At 60.0% G+C, this 16,872-nt stretch carries 16 protein-coding genes; 10 read left to right on the top strand and 6 right to left on the bottom strand.

What is annotated here, in order from left to right:
• Nucleotides 1-51: 51 nt before the first annotated feature.
• The 8 genes from E2484_RS12465 to E2484_RS12430 all read left to right on the top strand — a co-directional run bounded on the left by E2484_RS12465 (nt 52) and on the right by E2484_RS12430 (nt 7,007).
• Nucleotides 52-876, top strand: coding sequence for an amidohydrolase family protein (locus tag E2484_RS12465; protein WP_137285549.1), 825 nt, complete (start codon nt 52-54; stop codon nt 874-876).
• A 52-nt stretch (nt 877-928) separates the two neighbouring features.
• Nucleotides 929-2,284 (top strand): MmgE/PrpD family protein, encoded by a 1,356-nt coding sequence (locus E2484_RS12460; RefSeq protein WP_137285548.1) that lies wholly within the window; start codon nt 929-931, stop codon nt 2,282-2,284.
• A 25-nt stretch (nt 2,285-2,309) separates the two neighbouring features.
• A complete protein-coding gene (locus E2484_RS12455) occupies nt 2,310-3,008 on the top strand; it encodes a helix-turn-helix domain-containing protein (RefSeq protein WP_137285547.1) in 699 nt (232 codons plus the stop codon).
• A 58-nt stretch (nt 3,009-3,066) separates the two neighbouring features.
• Nucleotides 3,067-3,513, top strand: a complete 447-nt coding sequence (locus E2484_RS12450; protein ID WP_137285546.1) for a universal stress protein — start codon at nt 3,067-3,069, stop codon at nt 3,511-3,513.
• A 130-nt stretch (nt 3,514-3,643) separates the two neighbouring features.
• The gene (locus E2484_RS12445) at nt 3,644-4,546 is read left to right on the top strand and encodes an ABC transporter substrate-binding protein (RefSeq protein WP_137285545.1); all 903 of its coding nucleotides are present in this window, start codon (nt 3,644-3,646) and stop codon (nt 4,544-4,546) included.
• Nucleotides 4,547-4,550: 4 nt separating this feature from the next.
• Nucleotides 4,551-5,363 (top strand): ABC transporter permease, encoded by an 813-nt coding sequence (locus E2484_RS12440; RefSeq protein ID WP_137285544.1) that lies wholly within the window; start codon nt 4,551-4,553, stop codon nt 5,361-5,363.
• Complete coding sequence (locus tag E2484_RS12435) at nt 5,360-6,316, top strand: ABC transporter ATP-binding protein (protein ID WP_137285543.1); 957 nt, start codon at nt 5,360-5,362, stop codon at nt 6,314-6,316. Before E2484_RS12440 ends, E2484_RS12435 begins: the two co-directional genes overlap by 4 nt.
• A gap of 1 nt (nt 6,317) precedes the next feature.
• Nucleotides 6,318-7,007 (top strand): ABC transporter permease, encoded by a 690-nt coding sequence (locus E2484_RS12430; RefSeq protein WP_137285542.1) that lies wholly within the window; start codon nt 6,318-6,320, stop codon nt 7,005-7,007.
• Between the two features lie 330 nt (nt 7,008-7,337).
• Here E2484_RS12430 and E2484_RS12425 read toward each other — a convergent pair whose 3' ends face one another.
• The gene (locus tag E2484_RS12425; protein ID WP_137285541.1) at nt 7,338-8,684 is read right to left on the bottom strand and encodes an orc1/cdc6 family replication initiation protein; all 1,347 of its coding nucleotides are present in this window, start codon (nt 8,682-8,684) and stop codon (nt 7,338-7,340) included.
• Nucleotides 8,685-9,667: 983 nt separating this feature from the next.
• Here E2484_RS12425 and E2484_RS12420 point away from each other — a divergent pair.
• Both E2484_RS12420 and E2484_RS12415 read left to right on the top strand, forming a co-directional pair.
• Nucleotides 9,668-10,606: an ABC transporter permease gene (locus E2484_RS12420; protein ID WP_137285540.1), complete on the top strand. Its 939-nt coding sequence runs from the start codon at nt 9,668-9,670 to the stop codon at nt 10,604-10,606.
• Between the two features lie 109 nt (nt 10,607-10,715).
• Nucleotides 10,716-11,912 carry an ABC transporter permease gene (locus E2484_RS12415; RefSeq protein ID WP_137285539.1) on the top strand — a complete coding sequence of 399 codons (1,197 nt, stop codon included), beginning with the start codon at nt 10,716-10,718 and terminating at the stop codon, nt 11,910-11,912.
• Between the two features lie 108 nt (nt 11,913-12,020).
• On the opposite strand, the gene E2484_RS12410 is transcribed toward E2484_RS12415, so the two are convergent.
• The 5 genes from E2484_RS12410 to E2484_RS26035 all read right to left on the bottom strand — a co-directional run bounded on the left by E2484_RS12410 (nt 12,021) and on the right by E2484_RS26035 (nt 16,841).
• A complete protein-coding gene (locus E2484_RS12410) occupies nt 12,021-13,376 on the bottom strand; it encodes an ABC transporter ATP-binding protein (protein WP_137285538.1) in 1,356 nt (451 codons plus the stop codon).
• Entirely contained in the window at nt 13,373-14,371 is a 999-nt protein-coding gene (locus E2484_RS12405) for an ABC transporter ATP-binding protein (protein ID WP_137285537.1), read from the bottom strand. Before E2484_RS12405 ends, E2484_RS12410 begins: the two co-directional genes overlap by 4 nt.
• 378 nt (nt 14,372-14,749) lie before the next feature.
• Complete coding sequence (locus E2484_RS25565; RefSeq protein ID WP_321112590.1) at nt 14,750-14,884, bottom strand: SDR family oxidoreductase; 135 nt, start codon at nt 14,882-14,884, stop codon at nt 14,750-14,752.
• Between the two features lie 168 nt (nt 14,885-15,052).
• Nucleotides 15,053-16,066 (bottom strand): dienelactone hydrolase family protein, encoded by a 1,014-nt coding sequence (locus E2484_RS12395; RefSeq protein WP_137285536.1) that lies wholly within the window; start codon nt 16,064-16,066, stop codon nt 15,053-15,055.
• Between the two features lie 475 nt (nt 16,067-16,541).
• The gene (locus tag E2484_RS26035) at nt 16,542-16,841 is read right to left on the bottom strand and encodes an FAD-dependent oxidoreductase (protein ID WP_394347916.1); all 300 of its coding nucleotides are present in this window, start codon (nt 16,839-16,841) and stop codon (nt 16,542-16,544) included.
• Between the last annotated feature and the right edge of the window lie 31 nt (nt 16,842-16,872).

The following is a 16,872-nucleotide window of genomic DNA, read 5'->3' as shown; positions in this document are numbered from 1 at the left end:
ACACGTTGTAGTCAAACCTCATGCGTGGTATCCCCACAACAATCATTCGCAATGGCAGACTACCCCGTCGTCAACGGACACCACCACATCGGTAACGAAGACGACCAGCAGGACCGCACTTTCGAGTGGTCCGAGAGCGTCGAACAGATCATCGGCGCGATGGACGAGAACAAAGTCGACGCGACCATCCTCCAACCGCTCGGCGGCGAGACCGACAAGTCCGTCTCGGAGGTCCACGACCAAATATACGAGGCGAGCCAGGAGTACCCCGGACGCATCTTCGGTACCGCGGCAGTCAACCCGCACCTCGGTACCGACTTCGTCCACGACGAGATCACGCGCTGCGTCGAGGAACTCGACTTCAAGTTCGTCAAGCTTCACACTCTCGCCTGGGGTGTGGACCCGACCTCAGACATCGCCTACGACGTGTACGACGCCTGCATCGAAAACGACGTGCCCGTGATGGTCCACACCGGACCCCACGGGATGCCGTTCTCGGTTCCCGGTATGTACATGGACGTGGCGGACGACTACCCCGACCTCGACATCATCTTCGCGCACATGGGCGGGGCCTACACCCTCACGCAGGAGGCCATCCAGATGGCCGACCGCTGGGACAACATCTATCTCGACACCACGCTGGCGCTGAACATGTACATCCGCCGGGCGATGGAGCGCGTCGGCGCGGAGAAGCTCATCATGGCCGCCGAACACTCCTCGAACATCCCGGTCGCGCTGGAGAAGATCAACTGCATCGGGGCCGACGAGGAGCAGAAGGCTAAGATACTCGGACAGAACGCCATCGACCTCTACGGCCTCGACGTGGACAAGCAAGATTGGGACGAAGTCAAGGCCGCGCCCGCCGACGACGACTGAAGACGGCCACAACCCGCTTACCGTCCATTTCTCGTAGCTCTCTCGTTTTCACATGACAACCGATATCGCCATCTCGTTCGTCCACGACGCGACGATAGACGACTTCTCCGAGAAGGCGCGCGAACACTTGCAGCGGCGGGTGCTCGACACGCTCGCGGCCACGACCGCCGGGTTCCAGATGCCGACAACCGAAATCGTCCGAACCTACGCAACCGACCATCACGCCGGTGACGCCGCGACCCTGCTCTCCGGAGACGGTGGTTCTCTCTCGGAACAGGGCGCGGTGCTCGTGAACGCGACGGCGGCAAACGCGCTGGACGTAGACGACGGCCACCGCGAGGTGAAGGGCCATCCTGCGGCCGTGGTCGTCCCACCGGCGCTCGCCGCCGCGGAGATCACCGACGCGACAGTCGGTGAGTTCCTTACCGCGGTCGGCGTCGGCTACGAACTCGCGGTCCGTGCAGGACTCGCCATCCACGAAACCGACGACGTCTACACTGGAACCGGATCGTGGGGCGCGGTCGGGGCCGCGGCCGCAGTGACACGACTCCGGGGACTAGACCGGGAGACGACGGCCGCAGCCCTCGGGACCGCGGAATACCACGCGCCACGAACGCCGATCATGCGCGGCGTCGAGAATCCCGGTATGACCAAGGACGGCATCGGCTGGGGTGCGTACGCTGGCACGGCCGCGGTCGACCTCGCGGAGGCAGGGTTCACTGCGTCGGGAACCGTCTTCGACGAGACTGACGTCGACGCGACCGACGACCTAGGCGACCGTTTCTACCTGACTACGGGCTACCTCAAGCCGTACCCGTGCTGTCGCTGGGCACAACCCGGTGTCGACGCGGTGCTCGCCCTGCGCGAAACCCACGGCTTCGACCTCAAGTCGGTCGAGACGCTCCGCGTTCACACCTTCGAGGCGGCGACCCACCTGCGGACTCGACGCCCCGGGACGGCCGAGGCAGCCGAGTACTCGTATCCGTACCCCGTGGCGGCCGCACTGGTCTGCGGCGAGTTCACGCCCGCGGAACTCGCCGCTGTTCGGCGCGAGGACTCGACGATACTCGCGCTCGCCGACCGCGTGGAACTGGTCGTGGACCCAGGCCTCGAAGAGCGGTTCCCGGACGAGTGTCTCGCCCGCGTCGAACTCCTCACGAGCGACGGTCGCACCCTTACCTCGGACGTGACTCGGGCGAGAGGTGCTCGGGAACACCCTCTCTCGGACACCGAACTTCGTGCGAAAGCGGCCGACCTTTTCGAGCCGTCGGTCCCACCAGGTACCGTCGGCCGTGTCGAAGCCGAACTCGACAGTCCGGCGGCCACGGTAGAGAGACTCCTCGACCCGTGGCGCGCAGACTGTGGACAGACCGACACGGAAAAAGCGACCGACCACAGAGGGGTTTAATATTCCAGCCGATAGCGTACCGACAATGCTCACGGCCAAGGTCTCCGTCCGGTACGAGGAAGACTGGACCGCCGAACTCGCACGATACGGCGTTTTCGCGGAGTTCCTCGCGTCGACGTTTCGGAACCGGCGCTACATCGGCATCGTGGCGCTGGAGGCCGACGACCTTGACGAATCGCTTTCGGTCATCAAGGACCATCAGGCCATCGACGAAGTCGACGTCCTCGAACGGTACGAACTCCAACACTCCGACCGGGAGTCGGCGACGCTGTTCGTCCGCGGGTCGCTCACCGAGTTCACGCCGCTGCAGACGCTGCTCTACGAGGGGTTTCTCCCCCTCGGTCCGACCAAACTGGAGGATGGTCGGGAGTGCTTCGACTTGCTGTTGAACGACCGCGAGGAACTCTCGAAGGCGACAGAGGTACTCTCGGAGTTCGGTCCCGTCGCGGTTGAGCGCATCTCCAACGACTTCAGTCGGAAAGTAACGCCGAGCGCGGCCGAGTGGCAGGAACTTCTGGGTTCTATTCCGCCGCGTCAGCGGGAACTGATAACGCTCGCGCTCGAAGAGGGCTACTTCGACATCCCACGCCAGACCACGCTAGAGGAACTCGCCGAGAAGATGGATATCACCAAGACGACAGCCTCTAACCACCTCCGAAAGGCCGAACGCTCGCTCATGGAGTTTCTCGTGACCTACGTCAACCTCGCGGCGGACGACCGCTGACTTATATCCAATACATGTTGTACAATCGAATAATACCTTTGTCGGACGATATCCCGATATGAACAGTACCGTCCTGTTGCCGGTGAAGAATCACGCACGGTGGGCCAAACAAGTGGCAGAGGTCGTCACGAACGTAGAGGACGAGGACACGGAGGCCGTCGTCCTGCACGTCTTCGACGAGGACGAAGTGGAATCGACGCGCGCCAACCTCGATACTGGAGACACGCTCTCTGTGAACGACCTCGCCTCGCGGAAGACCGGCGTTCACGCGGCCGTAGACGTCCTGACCGACGGCGGACTCGACCCAACGCCACGTGGTGTTCGCGAAGACGACCGGACAGCCGACGCCATACTCGACGTGGCCGAATCGGTGGACGCAGACCGAGTCTATCTTTACGGTCGGAAGCGAAGCCCCGCTGGCAAAGCCGTCTTTGGTAGTATCGTTCAACGGATCGTCCTCAACGCAAGCGTGCCGGTGACTATCGTTCCGGCGAGGTCGATGTGACGACCACACTTAAAGACCGAGAATAGTTCGTGCCAATGATTAATCGGGATATTCGGGTTACAGTGAGGTAGGCATGCGAAAAGAGACCACACGTCGAGATCTACTCCGGAAGACGGGCGCGGCGGCTGGCATGGCAGGACTGACTTCGACTGCAGGGTGTAGCGCCATCCTCGGTGGTAGCGAGGGCAGTACCGGTTCTATCGCAGTCTCCTCGAAGTCGTTCACCGAGCAGAAGATCCTCGGGTACCTCACAGTCGAGTCGTTAAAGGCCAACACGGAGGTCGAAGTGAACGACAAGGTTGGCCTCGGTGGGTCCGTCACGAACTTCGAGGCACTCAAGAACGGCGAGTCGGACCTCTACTGGGAGTACACCGGGACGAGTTGGGCGACGCTCCCTCCGAAGCACGACGAGGTCATCACGGATTCAGAAAAAATCTACAACAACGTCAAAGACGAGTTCGAAGAAGAGTACGGCATCACGCTCCTCGAACGCTCTCCCTTCAACAACACGTACGTCCTCCTCACTCGAAAGAAGTGGGCCGAGGAGCAGGGAATCTCCTCGCTCTCGGACTTCGGAACGTGGGTGAAAGACGGTAACACGGACGAGACCGTAGTCATGAACGCCGAGTTCGAACAGCGCGAGGACGGCTGGCCCGGCGTGACCGAACACTATGGCTTCTCGGACGCTGCGAAGAAACTCAACGTCAAGAACGTTGGCTCGTCGCTCACCTACAAGGTCGTCGGGAACGAGCAGGCGGTCCTCGGTAGCGGGTTCAACACGAACCCCAAGATTCTGAAGTTCGACCTCACCTCACTCGAAGACGACCAAGGGTTCTTCCCAGTGTACAATCCTGCGCCGATGACCCGGCAGGAGATCCTCGACGAGAATCCCGAAATCGAGGAGCCGTTGAACGAGATTGCGAACTCCCTCTCGACCGACAACATCCGTTCGCTGAACCAGAAAGTCTCTATTCAGGGGAAAGATGCTCGAACCGTCGCGAAAAACTACCTGAAATCGGAAGGAATCGTCTAACGCCATGGCCACCAACGCTGTCACGTTCGCCGGCGAGCCCGCCTTCATCGTGCTGGGATTCTTCACTGAAGTACTCCAGTACTTCGCAGAGAACCAATCTCAACTACTCGGGTACACACGCGAACATGCCATTCTCGTCATCCGGGCGCTCGTGATTGCAGTGCCACTCGGAATCACCCTCGGGACGCTCATCACCTACAACGACAAGCTCGCAGCGGTGGTCCTGTGGCTAGCGGGCATCATGATGACGATACCCTCGGTAGCCCTCTTCGCACTGCTCCTTCCGTCGCTCGGCACGGGCTCACCGCCGGTTGTGATGGCGCTCATCCTCTACACGCAGTTGCCCGTCATCCGGAACACCTACGTCGGCTTAACCGGCGTCGACGAGGCCGCAGTCGAGGCCGGACAGGGACTCGGGATGACGAAGTTCCAGCGCCTGCGCAAGATTCAGATCCCGATGGCGCTGCCTGTGGTAATGTCCGGGGTCAGGAACGCAGTGGTCCTGCTCGTAGGCATCGCCGCTATCGGCGAAATCATCGGTGCTGGCGGTCTCGGCGTTCCCATCTTCGAGGGCTACCGGAGTTCGAACTCGGTCGAAATCGTCGGTGCGACCGTCGCCCTCGCCCTCCTTACACTCACCATCGACTACGTCTTCGGCGTCGTCGAACAGGTGTTCCGACTACGAAACGGCGAAGGCATCCAACCGAACCTCGGAACGCGAGCCGTTCAGGGCCTCGCCAGTATCGTCCTGTCACGATTCACGGGGCAGGCTGACGACACCGAAACCACGACGACAACCACCAATCCACGCCCATGATCGAATTTCAGAACGTCACGAAGCAGTACGACGACGGTACCGTCGCTATCGAGGACATCAGTTTCGAGGTCGAGGAAGGAACGACAACGGTGCTGGTCGGACCCTCGGGATGTGGAAAAACGACCACGATGAAACTCGTCAACCGACTCATCGAACCCAGCCAGGGCACCGTCTACTTCGACGGCACCGACATTAGCGAGAAAGACGAAATCGAACTCCGTCGAGACATCGGCTACGTCATCCAAGAAATCGGCCTGTTCGACCACATGACAGTTGCTGACAACGTCGGTACGGTACCGAATCTCAAAGGCTGGGACGACGACCGTATCCGCGAGCGCGTCCGCGAACTCCTCGACCTGATGGACCTTCCGGCCGCGGAGTACGCCGACCAACACCCGACGGAACTGTCCGGCGGCCAGCGCCAGCGCGTCGGCGTCGCACGCGCGCTCGCGGCCGACCCGGACGTGATGCTGATGGACGAACCGTTCGGGGCGCTCGACCCGATCACCCGTGAGGAGTTACAGGACGAGTTCCTCGCCATTCAGGACGAACTCGACGTGACGATCCTATTCGTCACTCACAGCGTCGAGGAAGCCCTCAAAATGGGCGACCGGATCGCCATTTTCGACGTGGGCGAACTCGTCCAGTACGACACGCCCCAGAACGTCCTCGAGAATCCGAAGAACGACTTCGTCCGCGACTTCATCGGACAGGACCGCGAGCTAAAGAAGCTCCAAGTCACACCGGTCAGAAACGTAATGTGCGAAGCAAACGGCAAGTCCGTCCCCGATGTCGAACCGATTACGCCGTCGGACACGGCGCAGGTCGCACTCTCGCGGCTACTTGAAACCGACGATGACCGGCTCCCGGTCGCTCGAGACGGGGAGGTCGTCGGCGTGGTCGAAGAGTCAGATCTCCGGGGGACGAGCGACCCGACGCGGAGGTCGGTCTGACATGGCCGCCGTCCCGCTAGGTGTCCTCAGTGAACTTCCGGTGGCCTACGACTTCATCACGAGCCACTGGTCGCAGTTCCTCCACCACCTGTGGACTCACGTCAAACTCGTGCTGGTCTCAGAACTGCTGGCGATACTGGTCGCCGTCCCACTCGGAATCGCGGCGACGCGGTTCCCCAGAGCGAAATCTAGTATCAAGGGCTTCGGGAATACCGCCCAGACCATCCCGACGCTTGCAATCATCTTCCTGTTGCTCCCCATCACCGGAATCGGATTCGTGACGGCAGTTGCAGGCCTATTCGTGTACGCTCTACTGCCCATACTCACGAACACCATCGCCGGTATCGAGGATGTCGACGAGGGGGTCGTCGAAGCGGCCAGAGGCATGGGGATGACTGATATGGAGGTCCTACGGAAAATTCAGCTTCCGAAGGCCCTCCCGGTCATCTTCGCTGGCATTCGCACGAGCTCGGTTATCGGTGTGGGTACCGCTTATCTCGCATTCTTCGTCGGGGGCGGTGGCCTCGGTACCTGGGTTCTTCAGGGCATCAAACTCTACCAGATGGAGATGGCGATTGCTGGTGCGATTCCTGGCGCATTACTCGCTATCACGCTCGACACTGGATTCGCGCTCCTCGAGCGATACCTCGGCGGCGACGTCCAGCAATCCGACGACCTCGCCAGCGCGTGAGCCTCGTACAGGTCTGTTCGCCGGGCAGACGTTAATCCCTCTTTAGAGTTATGTCCGTAGCTCGGTCGACCCCCCGTGTGCGAAGTGATTTTGCGGGGTGTGTTAATGGGGATACCCCGTGTGCGATATGAATTAGGAGACAGGTTCCCCGGGGTGTGAAACGATCGCGAAGTGGAACCACCCCGTGTGCGAAATGAATTTCTGTGTGGTGCTGTCTGACGTACGTAGTTCTCTCGATGCCAGAGGATAGACAGTAAGTCGATCGTGGTCAAGATGGACGGGCACCCCGTGTGCGAGATGAAATCCTGGACGGTGACAACCCGTGTCGAGCTACGATGCCTCGAAGAAATCCTCGATTTGAGCGTTGACGACGGACTCGATAAGATCCCCGTTGTGTTCGACCTCTTCGAGTCTGATATCAGCTTGGAGCGTTTCGGCGACCACTTCGGGGTCGTCGACGAACGTGTACTCCTTGTGGACGCCGCTTCCGTAACCCCGGCCTCGTTTCTCCGACGTGACGAAATTGTAGGTCTCCGCTTCGTTCATGTATCTGAGATAGGAGTCGCGGGACTTCTTGTCCACGTCCAAGAGGTCGGTAATGGACTGGTAGACTCGGTACGCGACGGTACTGGGAACGGCGTTCAGGTTTCGCTGTGAATAGACGGGGACGATCGCGGTTGCATAGAGCGAGATCTTCTTCTGGGTCGAAAGCCCCTGCATCTGTGTCAAGGTGCGGTCGCGCTCGGCCTCTTTCTGAGCGTCACGAACGTGTTCTTCACACACCGTATCCTCACCTCGACGGTCGGCGATTTCGCCGGCTTTCCGGAACAGATCGATCGCTTTCCGCGCGTCACCGTGGTCCTGAGCAGCGAACGCCGAGCTAAGCGGGATGATACCGTCTTCGAGAACGCCGTCCTGATAGGCGTCACGCCGTCGTTCCAGAATCGACTGCAGTTGATTGGCGTCGTAGTCCGAGAACACGACGTCTTGTGGATTGAACGAACTTTCCGCCCGTCCGTCGAGGTCCTCCATGAACCGGGGGTCGTTCGTGAGTGCAGCGACCGAGATGTGTCCGTCGATTCGTCCGAGTTGAGACGCGCGAGAAAGCTGGTAGAGTAGTTTCGAGTACGCTGGCTCGTCGTTCGGGTCACGCTGGCGGCCGGCGAGGAGGTCGACCTCGTCGAGGATGATGATGACGGAATCGAAGTTCTGACTCAGGAGTTCGTAGAATCGGTTCAGTTTCTGGTCGGTCGAGACGCCGCTCTCGGGAACCTCGATATCGACGCCGGCTTCGAGCGCAGCGTCTTCGACGAGTCGGTAGACGGCACGGTCGTGAGACTTGATCGTCTGGCAGTTGATCCGGATGACGCCGAACTCGTCGCCTTGGGTGTTCGCCAGTTCGAGAACTTGCTGGCAGACCGCGTTGATGATGAGCGATTTCCCGGTCCCCGACGGGCCGTAGAGGAGCATGTTCGGAGGACGGTTGCCCTGGAGCGCCGGTCGAAGGTACGTGATGATGTCGTCTAGTTGCTGGTCGCGACCGACAATTCTGTCTTCGTCGATGACGGCGTCCGGGTCGAGTAGCCCTTTGTCCCTGAACACGGAGTTTTGAGCTCCTTCTTGGAGACGTCCTTTGATGGATTGTGAAAGAGATTGTTCGTCGTCACCGTCGGCCATGTTATCGGAGTATATTCCAGACCATAAATAAATATGGGTACCGTGTGCGAGGTTAAATTCGCTGAATATAGCGGTTAGAAGGTCCGTATGGAGGGTGCGTTCGAGAAGCCGTCGGACCGCGGGCGAAATCAAATCGGGTGAACCCCACCCCGTGTGCGAGATGAAATCGAGCTGGTGACCCACGACGGCCGGAACTCCGGAGAGTGAATGATGAGAAGATCGGATACCAGGTGATCACGGAGGTAACAACGACGGAAACGCCGGTCGAGGAGACACTCGGCCGAGCGCCCGTCGACCCCCACACCCCGTGTGCGAAATGAATTCCGTGAATCTACAGGTGGTCTTCATAGCGGTACGGGAAAGAAGAAAACGGCAGGAGAAGCTTCGAGAGGACGATATGGTGGGTAGCTACCCGGACAAAACGCAGACTTACCTATAATATTACAAATAAGCAAAACGAAACTTGACGTGTCGTTTTACTTGATGTAAGTTCCAATACGGATTTGGTTAACCACACAACTATATAAAGGTTTGTACTAGTAAGGCATTTTTCTCCGAAATTCGCAGCAGAAAGTCTCTCCGGTGGAAATTCTCTCGTTGTACGTCTAGTCCGCCGTAATCCGACGGTACCTCGCCCCATCTCTTTCCCGATTTCATTTCGCACACGGGGTGTGGGGGTTCCCATTCCGCCCACGTCACGAGTGTCGAGTAACTCGATCTCCGACACCACGTCGGCTGGTTCTGTCTGAGATTCCCGTATCGGTGTTTACTCGACGTTCCTCACGAAATGGATGGGGTGCACGTGCCATTACGTGAAACACCGCCATCATAAACTCCTACAAACATGTCATATAATTAGGAAAATTTATGGCGATAGGATGAACACGGCACGATAGCATGGAGACACGGCGTAACCGAAGACGCTCGGCGTTCGGGCGCGGTCCGCGGAACGCGACGCGCCGGATCGAAGGACGGCGAGCGTCATGAACCGAAAACAGTACCTCACGTACCGACTCGCGTGGACGATAGTCAGTGTGTGGGGAGTCCTCTCCGCCATCTTCGTCGCCTTCGCTCTTACGCCCGACCCCAACCAGTACTGTCGTGGCGTTGGATGTCGAGAGTCGTACCGCGCAGCGAGGAACTACAACGAACCGCCCCTCGATAGGTACCTGACGTGGATGGAGGGCTTTCTGACCCTCGACCTCGGGACGACGGTGCGCGGGGAACCCCTCGCGGACGTACTCGCGGAGGCGGCCACCGTGACGCTCACGTACCTCGTGCCGTCTATAATCTTCGCGGTCACTATCGGTGTCGGCGTGGGGTTGTTCCTCGCGATGCGGCCGGAAAGCAGACTTCTCCGCCTCGTCCGAAGCGCCGCGTACGTGGGATTTGCGATTCCCACGTTCGTCGGTGCTTTGGCGCTATTCTTCTTCGCGACAGAACACTTCAACGTACACACGCTAGACTACGATCACGAGCAGGCGCTGTTCGCATCCCGGAATCTCGTCGCACTCATGTTGCCCGCTGGTGTCCTGACGGTGAACCTGCTCGCGGTCCAACTGCGGTACGCACGGTCGAAATCTACCGACATCCTGCAGGAGGATTTCATTCGGGCGATGTATGCCAACGGCGCGAGCACGGCGACGCTCGCCAAGCACGTCCTGAAGAACGCAACGTCGTCGTTGCTGTCGCTGTTCTTCTCCGAACTCGTGGGCGTCATGTTCGTCGTCCTCGTCGTCGTCGAAGTTATCTTCAATATCCCCGGATTCGGGCAGTTGCTCTATCGAGGAATCCAGAATCGCGACTCCGGTCTCATCCTCACCACCACGATACTTCCTATTTTGCTGGTTATGTTCGGAAATCTCCTTCAGGACGTCGCGTACTCCTTCATCGACCCCCGAATCGAATCGGAGGCACCATGAACGTCGGTAGCAACGGTTCGTCGGACGGCAACCCCCGCGCCGGAGCGTACGTCTTCGGTTTCGGGCGCGTCTCGTTCGCGGAAAGTAGCGCTCGTTCGAGGAGGGAACGATGAGTCGCCCGTCCATCACGAACGCGGAGTTGGCCGACCCCGACGAACGACGCTCCCGACTGGTACTGCGCGACTGGGCCTTCCTCGGAGTTCTCCTCGCGCTCGTGATACTCTTCGTCGCGGACCTAAAAGGAGTGTACCAGATCGACTACGCCCTCTTCTCGTACGACTTCACGGGACTGGACTGGTTGTTCCTCTACGCGCTCGACGTGCTCGTCTTCTACTTCGTCGTGCCGCTGGCCGTCGAACGAGAGCGGACCCGCGCGTACTGGCGGCGACTACGAGAAGACGTGTGGGCGACCGCGAGTTTCGTCTTTCTCGTCGCGTTCGTACTCCTCGGCCTCTTCGGGCCGCTCGTCTTTCATCCTGAACGCGCCGTCTTCGGTGAAGCCGGTCCGTACGGAATCCCGATAACCCAGCCCCCCGTCGGCTTCGAAATCTACAAAATCGGAGGAACCTGTGTCGGTCCCACTATAGACGGTCACTGCCACGGTACGTGGCAGTACCCGTTGGGGACCACGCCGGGCAAGAAAGACGTGGTCGGGATGATCGTCGCCGGAACGAGAGTCGCCCTGGAGATCTCGGCAATCTGCGTCGCGCTCATCGTCCCGCTTGCTACCGTCGTCGGGACGACCGCCGCGACCTACGGTGGCCGCGTGGACGAGTTCCTCATGCGGTACGTCGACATCCAGCAGTCGATTCCGGCGTTCTTCGTGATTATACTCGCCCAGGAGATACTCGCCTATACCAACAAAAGCACTGGCGGAAGCCTCCTGCTCATCGTTCTCGTATTCGGTCTCATGAACTGGGGCGGCGTCGCCCGAATCATCCGATCGGAGGCACTCGAACTGCAAGAACACGCCTACGTACGCGTTGCAAAAAGCGCCGGAGCGACCAGGTTCGGAATCGTCAGAACCCACATCGTCCCCAACACGCTCAGCGCCATCTTCACGGCGGTCACGGTCCAGATAAGTTGGCTCCTCCTCCTCGAAACGACGCTGTCGTTCCTCGGCATCGGCTCGAAGATTCACCCGTCGTGGGGGTACGTGATGACGACCAGCGTGAGATCCGACTTCTTCCCGACGTACTACTGGTGGGGCGTCTTGTTCCCCACGATTGCACTCGTAGCGACCGTCATCGCGCTTCAGGTCCTCGGAGACGCCCTCCGAGACGTGACCGACCCCCGGATGGAGTGACCGACCAGAGAGGCCACTCCGCCACCGAATAACCGGCCTTAGTATTTCGATTCTCTATCGGCTATAAAACGGTACGGTGGACGTCCTGATACAGTTCTACCGAGACAGCTACTTGGCGGGTTCGTTCTCCGCAGTCTCGTGCAGGTGACACGCGGCTTCGTGGCCGGCGCCAGTCTGGTCGAGTGTCGGACGCTCCGACTCACAGATCGTCTCGAACTCCTCGGCGAGCAACTCGGTCGCGGCGTCACTGTCGCCGTCGACCAACTTCGATAGCGCGCGCGACAGGACCGCCTCGGCGTCGGCGTGAGAGAGTTGCACGGGAACGTCGAACTCCTCTCGGACCGCGGCCGCGATGTCGCTCTCGTCGGACGCCTCGAGTACGCTCCGGTCGAAACCGTCGCGTTCGAGGGCTACCCGGAGGTCCATCACCCGTCGCCACTCGTCGTCCTCGAAGCTGAATCTCTCCGGCGGAATCACCTCGGGACAACGCGTGTGGAACCGACAGCCGCCGGGTGGATTCGCGGCGTCCGGAACCTCGCCGCAAAGTTCCACGTCGCGCGCTGGAGCCTCCGGGTCTGGGGTCGGGACCGACGCCACCAACGCCCGCGTGTAGGGGTGTTGGGGGTCGCCGAACACGTCTTCGACCGGCCCGCGCTCGACTATTTCGCCGAGATACATAACCGCCACCCGGTCACAGATGGTCCGAACGACGCCCATATCGTGGGTGATGAGGAGCATCGAGAGGCCGTAGTCACGTTGAAGGTCGTCGAGCAGATGCATGATTTCGGCCTGCACCGACACGTCGAGCGCCGACACCGGTTCGTCCAGTACGAGCAGGTCCGGGTCGAGGGTCAGCGCCCGAGCGAGCGCTGCCCGCTGCTTCTGACCGCCCGAGAGTTCGTGAGGGTAACGACTACGCGTCTCTGGGTCGAGACCCACGCGTTCGAGCAGGTAGGTCGTCACCTCCCGACGATCCCCCTGGTCGGCCATCCCGTGGATTCGGAGGGGTTCGGCGACCGACTTGCCGACGGGCTGACGGGGGTCGAAGCTCCCGTTCGGGTCCTGGAAGACCAACGCCGCTCGCCGCCGGAACGCCCGGAGTTGGGTATCCGTGTACTCGGTCACGTCGTCTCCGTCGAACCGAACCGTCCCGTCGGTCGGGTCCTCTATCCGAAGGAGACTCATCGCCGCAGTCGATTTCCCGCATCCGGACTCGCCGATGAGTCCGAGCGTCTCCCCGCGACGGACCTCGAAGTCGATACCATCGACTGCTCGAATTCGGCCGACTTCCCGTTGGAGCCACCCCTCGGTGATCGGATAGTGCTTGGTCAGTCCTTCGACGGAGAGGAGTGATGAGTCGACGGCATCATCCCTCGGCGTGGTGTCTTCGGCCGAGTCATGTTCGGACGTTCGTTCTTCGACCGAGGCATTCTCCGACACAGTGTCGTCGAACGTGTCGTTCATATGTCTTCACCTCCCGATTCGTCGAGTGCCGTAGTAGGGCGGCCCTCGGTTTCGTAGTGGACGCAGGCGACTTCTCGGTCGTCTTCGAGTTCGAAATGGGGTGGGTGGTCGCCGCTCCGACACGCATCGACCACGTGATCACAGCGGGGATGGAATCGACAGCCTGAGGCGTGGTCGGTCGGATTCGGCGGGGTTCCCCGGATTGGTTCGGGGAGGCTATCGCCGTCGGGCAAACTCCCGAGTAGTGCGCGGGTGTAGGGGTGAGCGGGGTCGGTGAACACCTCGCCGACGGGGCCACGCTCCATCACTTTTCCGCCGTACATGACCACGACTCGGTCGGCGATCTCTGCGACGACGCCCATGTCGTGCGTGACGAACAGGACGGCGGTATCGCGCTCGTGCTGGATGTCCGCCAGCAGGTTCAGAATCTGGGATTCGAGGGTCACGTCGAGGGCGGTGGTGGGTTCGTCGACCACGAGGAGGTCGGGGTCACCGGCGAGTGCTCGCGCGATGGCGATGCGCTGTTTCATCCCGCCCGAGAACTCGTGAGGGTAGTTGTCGGCCCGAACTGCGGGGTCGGGAATATCTACTCGGTCGAGGAGGTCCACAGCGTACGCTCTTTGGTCGATCTCGCTGTCCGCGTGTTCGGCGATCGACTCGGCCAACTGCTCTCCGACCGTGTACACCGGGTCGAGCGTGTTCTGCGGGTTCTGGAAGACGTAGGCGATTCGTGACCCCCGGTACTCTCGGAGGCGCTTCTCGGGGACTGCGAGCAGGTCGGTTCCCTCGAATCGGACGTCGCCTGCCACGTCGCCGTCGGTGAGTCGAGTAATAGCCTCGCAGGTGACGGTCTTGCCCGACCCCGATTCCCCGACGACGCAGACGGTCTCGCCGCGCTCCACGTCGAACGACACGCCGTCGACTGCACGAGCGGTCACGCCCCCAGTGGCGAACTCGACCGACAGGTTTGCAACAGACAGTAGGGTGTCGGTCACGCTGACTCACCTCGCGGGTCGAGAGTCTCCTGAACCGCGTCGAACTCGTCTCGGTCCACCCGTCCGATGGTTAGAAGCGTGCTGTCGGTACTCATGCGGATCGAGCCCACCTCAGCTCGACTCGAACATCTTCCATATTATAGATGTTAGTACTATGAAGGGACCAATAACTTACGGAAAATTCGAGGCGAAAGCCTCGCCCTTTAGGGCGGGGAGGATGTCAACGTGCCGTCCATCCGCCGTCAACAGCGGAAGTTCGCGCCCGTGATGTAGGAAGCCTCCTCAGAGGCGATGAACATTGCTAGCCCCGGCGATCTCCTCCGGTTGTGCAACCCGTCCCATCGGTGTCTGTTCGTAGACGTAATTATAGAACTCCTCCTAGCCGAAGGCGGGTTCGGTCATCGGCGTCTCGACGAAGCCCGGATAGATGCTGTTGACTCGAACGTTCTGTTTGGCGTAATCCGCGGCAACCGACCGTGTGAAGTTGACGATACCACCTTTGGCTGATTTCAAGCCGCCGAATTCCCCCGTCTCACGCCTGAAAGGACGATTCATTCGACCGTCGAACTGAAGCCTACCGCGCTCATTCATTTGAGGTGAAATAATCTCCAGACAACGTGGCGGTTATCGGTCGAACGAGCCGATTTTGCTTCCGTTCAATGTCGAATGTGGGTGGGTTTTCTATGACTGTCCCTCGTTTTGGCGGAGGGTTTCGTTAAGGAAGCGCAAGGTCTTCGCCCACGCATCTTTCGTCGCCTCCGGCTGGAAGCTCTCGCCGCTGGGATTGGCGAAGGCATGGGATGCCCCCTCGTAGATGTAAATCTCCTTCTCGACCCCGAGCTCCGACAGCGTTTGGTTGAACTCGCGGACGTTCTCGATGCCGACGACCTCGTCCTCGGCTCCGAAGATCCCCAGCACCGGGGCGTCGATGTCACGGAGCACGGACTCGTTCGTGGTCAGCGTCCCGTAGTAGATGACCGTCGCGTTCAGGTCCGCTTCGCTCAAGCTGAGTTGGAGGCTTTGCCCGCCGCCGAAGCACCAACCCAAACTGGCGACTTCCTGGGTCGTGTAGGGGAGAGTACGAACGCCCGCCACCGCGCGGCTCATCTTCGTTACGGCTTCGTCGGGGTTGTTCCGCACTTCGCTCGCCAGTTCGCTGGCGGTCGAGGAGTTGGTAGCCACCTCCCCGTCGTAGAGGTCAACCGCGAACACGACGTAGCCGTGGCCGGCGAGGATGTCGGCCATGTGGCGGATATTCTCGTTGAGCCCCCACCACTCGTGAATCATGATCACCGACGGGTACTCACCGTCGTCGGCCGGGCGGGCCAGGTAGCCCGGTGTCCCGTCGATCGTCGTGTTCTTCGCCGTGATCGCCATGAGGTTCTCAGCGCTGAAGATGTCGGCGTTCGACCCGGACGTGACGGGTTGACATGTGCCGTTCTTCTCGATGGCACCCGGCTGACAGCCCATGTGCGGCGTCTGCGTGTAGGAGGCCTCTGCCGTTTCGGTCTCGGACGGGGTTTGTGTCTCGGTTTGGGTGGTTTCGTGTTGTTCGACTGTAGTCGTCTCTTGTGCTCCGGCGGCGTTCGTTCCTACATCTACTGAAGTTCTTGCAAGCGACACGGTCAGCCCACTTGCAATGACCAACGCGAGTGCCATGAAGATGACAACAGTTACCTTGTTATATTGCGTCATTTGTTATCTCTTCCCAAATAGGGGCGGGAAATAGGATAAACAAGTACGACTGTTCACGTGTGTAATAGAATGTACCTCGCATTAGTGCCAGATTTGGCGACAGTAATCAGGTGACATCCTTGCGTAAGAATCCGTCCCTAATAACACGATTTCCGGCCTGAGGTTTTGGAAACGTTCGACTTTGGACAGGGCAGTGAGAACTGTACGCTCTACGTTTGCACTGGGAAGTACGGCGAACACCGAGTGGTAACACAGTGTACCGACTTCGAGGAGGCCAGGGTGTAGAAGTAGTGTAGACGAACGGGGAGCGCTGGTTCGTCGGCTCCCAACATCCAGCCGAGCTCGAATCGGCAATCGATCAAATCCGCATGCCGACAGAGCAATAGTCCTTCCATGGACCGTCTAACTGACCGATAGCGTGGGAATACTAGTGCGAACGGCTCATCTGTGGGTTCTGACTGACCACGGGTAGCAGTTAGCTATCAGTTGCACGGTGCTTGATAAACAGGCCGAACAGCGGAGTATGCTTGACCACTTTGTTACGCAATCGTCGAAGATGCTCGGATTCAAGAAACATTACGGCGGCTTCGAAACGAGCCTCGCGTTTCACGCTCTCTGCGGCCTCACTACGCTGCTGTTCGAACCGTGCAAGTGCTCTGGAACGACACTGGGAGTGGCCTGTAGCGAGTTCCTGTGCGAGAACTCGGGCGTCCTGCAGTGCGAGCGACGCACCCATCCCGGAGATCGGAAGGACAGCGTGAGCAGCATCGCCGATTAGGACAACCCGGTCGGTATGCCACGTCTCA

It is taken from the genome of Halorussus salinisoli (genome assembly GCA_005239435.1).
Lineage (GTDB): Archaea > Halobacteriota > Halobacteria > Halobacteriales > Haladaptataceae > Halorussus > Halorussus salinisoli.
The sequence above is the reverse complement of the archived record's forward strand: the minus strand, read 5'-3'. Positions and strand labels throughout refer to the sequence as shown.

Excerpts from the sequence above, each read along its gene's own strand:
- E2484_RS12465 (WP_137285549.1), top strand. The coding sequence starts at position 52 with ATGGCAGACTACCCCGTCGTCAACGGACACCACCACATCGGTAACGAA.
- E2484_RS12460 (WP_137285548.1), top strand. The coding sequence starts at position 929 with ATGACAACCGATATCGCCATCTCGTTCGTCCACGACGCGACGATAGAC.
- E2484_RS12455 (WP_137285547.1), top strand. The coding sequence starts at position 2,310 with ATGCTCACGGCCAAGGTCTCCGTCCGGTACGAGGAAGACTGGACCGCC.
- E2484_RS12450 (WP_137285546.1), top strand. The coding sequence starts at position 3,067 with ATGAACAGTACCGTCCTGTTGCCGGTGAAGAATCACGCACGGTGGGCC.
- E2484_RS12445 (WP_137285545.1), top strand. The coding sequence starts at position 3,644 with ATGGCAGGACTGACTTCGACTGCAGGGTGTAGCGCCATCCTCGGTGGT.
- E2484_RS12440 (WP_137285544.1), top strand. The coding sequence starts at position 4,551 with ATGGCCACCAACGCTGTCACGTTCGCCGGCGAGCCCGCCTTCATCGTG.
- E2484_RS12435 (WP_137285543.1), top strand. The coding sequence starts at position 5,360 with ATGATCGAATTTCAGAACGTCACGAAGCAGTACGACGACGGTACCGTC.
- E2484_RS12430 (WP_137285542.1), top strand. The coding sequence starts at position 6,318 with ATGGCCGCCGTCCCGCTAGGTGTCCTCAGTGAACTTCCGGTGGCCTAC.
- E2484_RS12425 (WP_137285541.1), bottom strand. The coding sequence starts at position 8,684 with ATGGCCGACGGTGACGACGAACAATCTCTTTCACAATCCATCAAAGGA.
- E2484_RS12420 (WP_137285540.1), top strand. The coding sequence starts at position 9,668 with ATGAACCGAAAACAGTACCTCACGTACCGACTCGCGTGGACGATAGTC.
- E2484_RS12415 (WP_137285539.1), top strand. The coding sequence starts at position 10,716 with ATGAGTCGCCCGTCCATCACGAACGCGGAGTTGGCCGACCCCGACGAA.
- E2484_RS12410 (WP_137285538.1), bottom strand. The coding sequence starts at position 13,376 with ATGAACGACACGTTCGACGACACTGTGTCGGAGAATGCCTCGGTCGAA.
- E2484_RS12395 (WP_137285536.1), bottom strand. The coding sequence starts at position 16,066 with ATGACGCAATATAACAAGGTAACTGTTGTCATCTTCATGGCACTCGCG.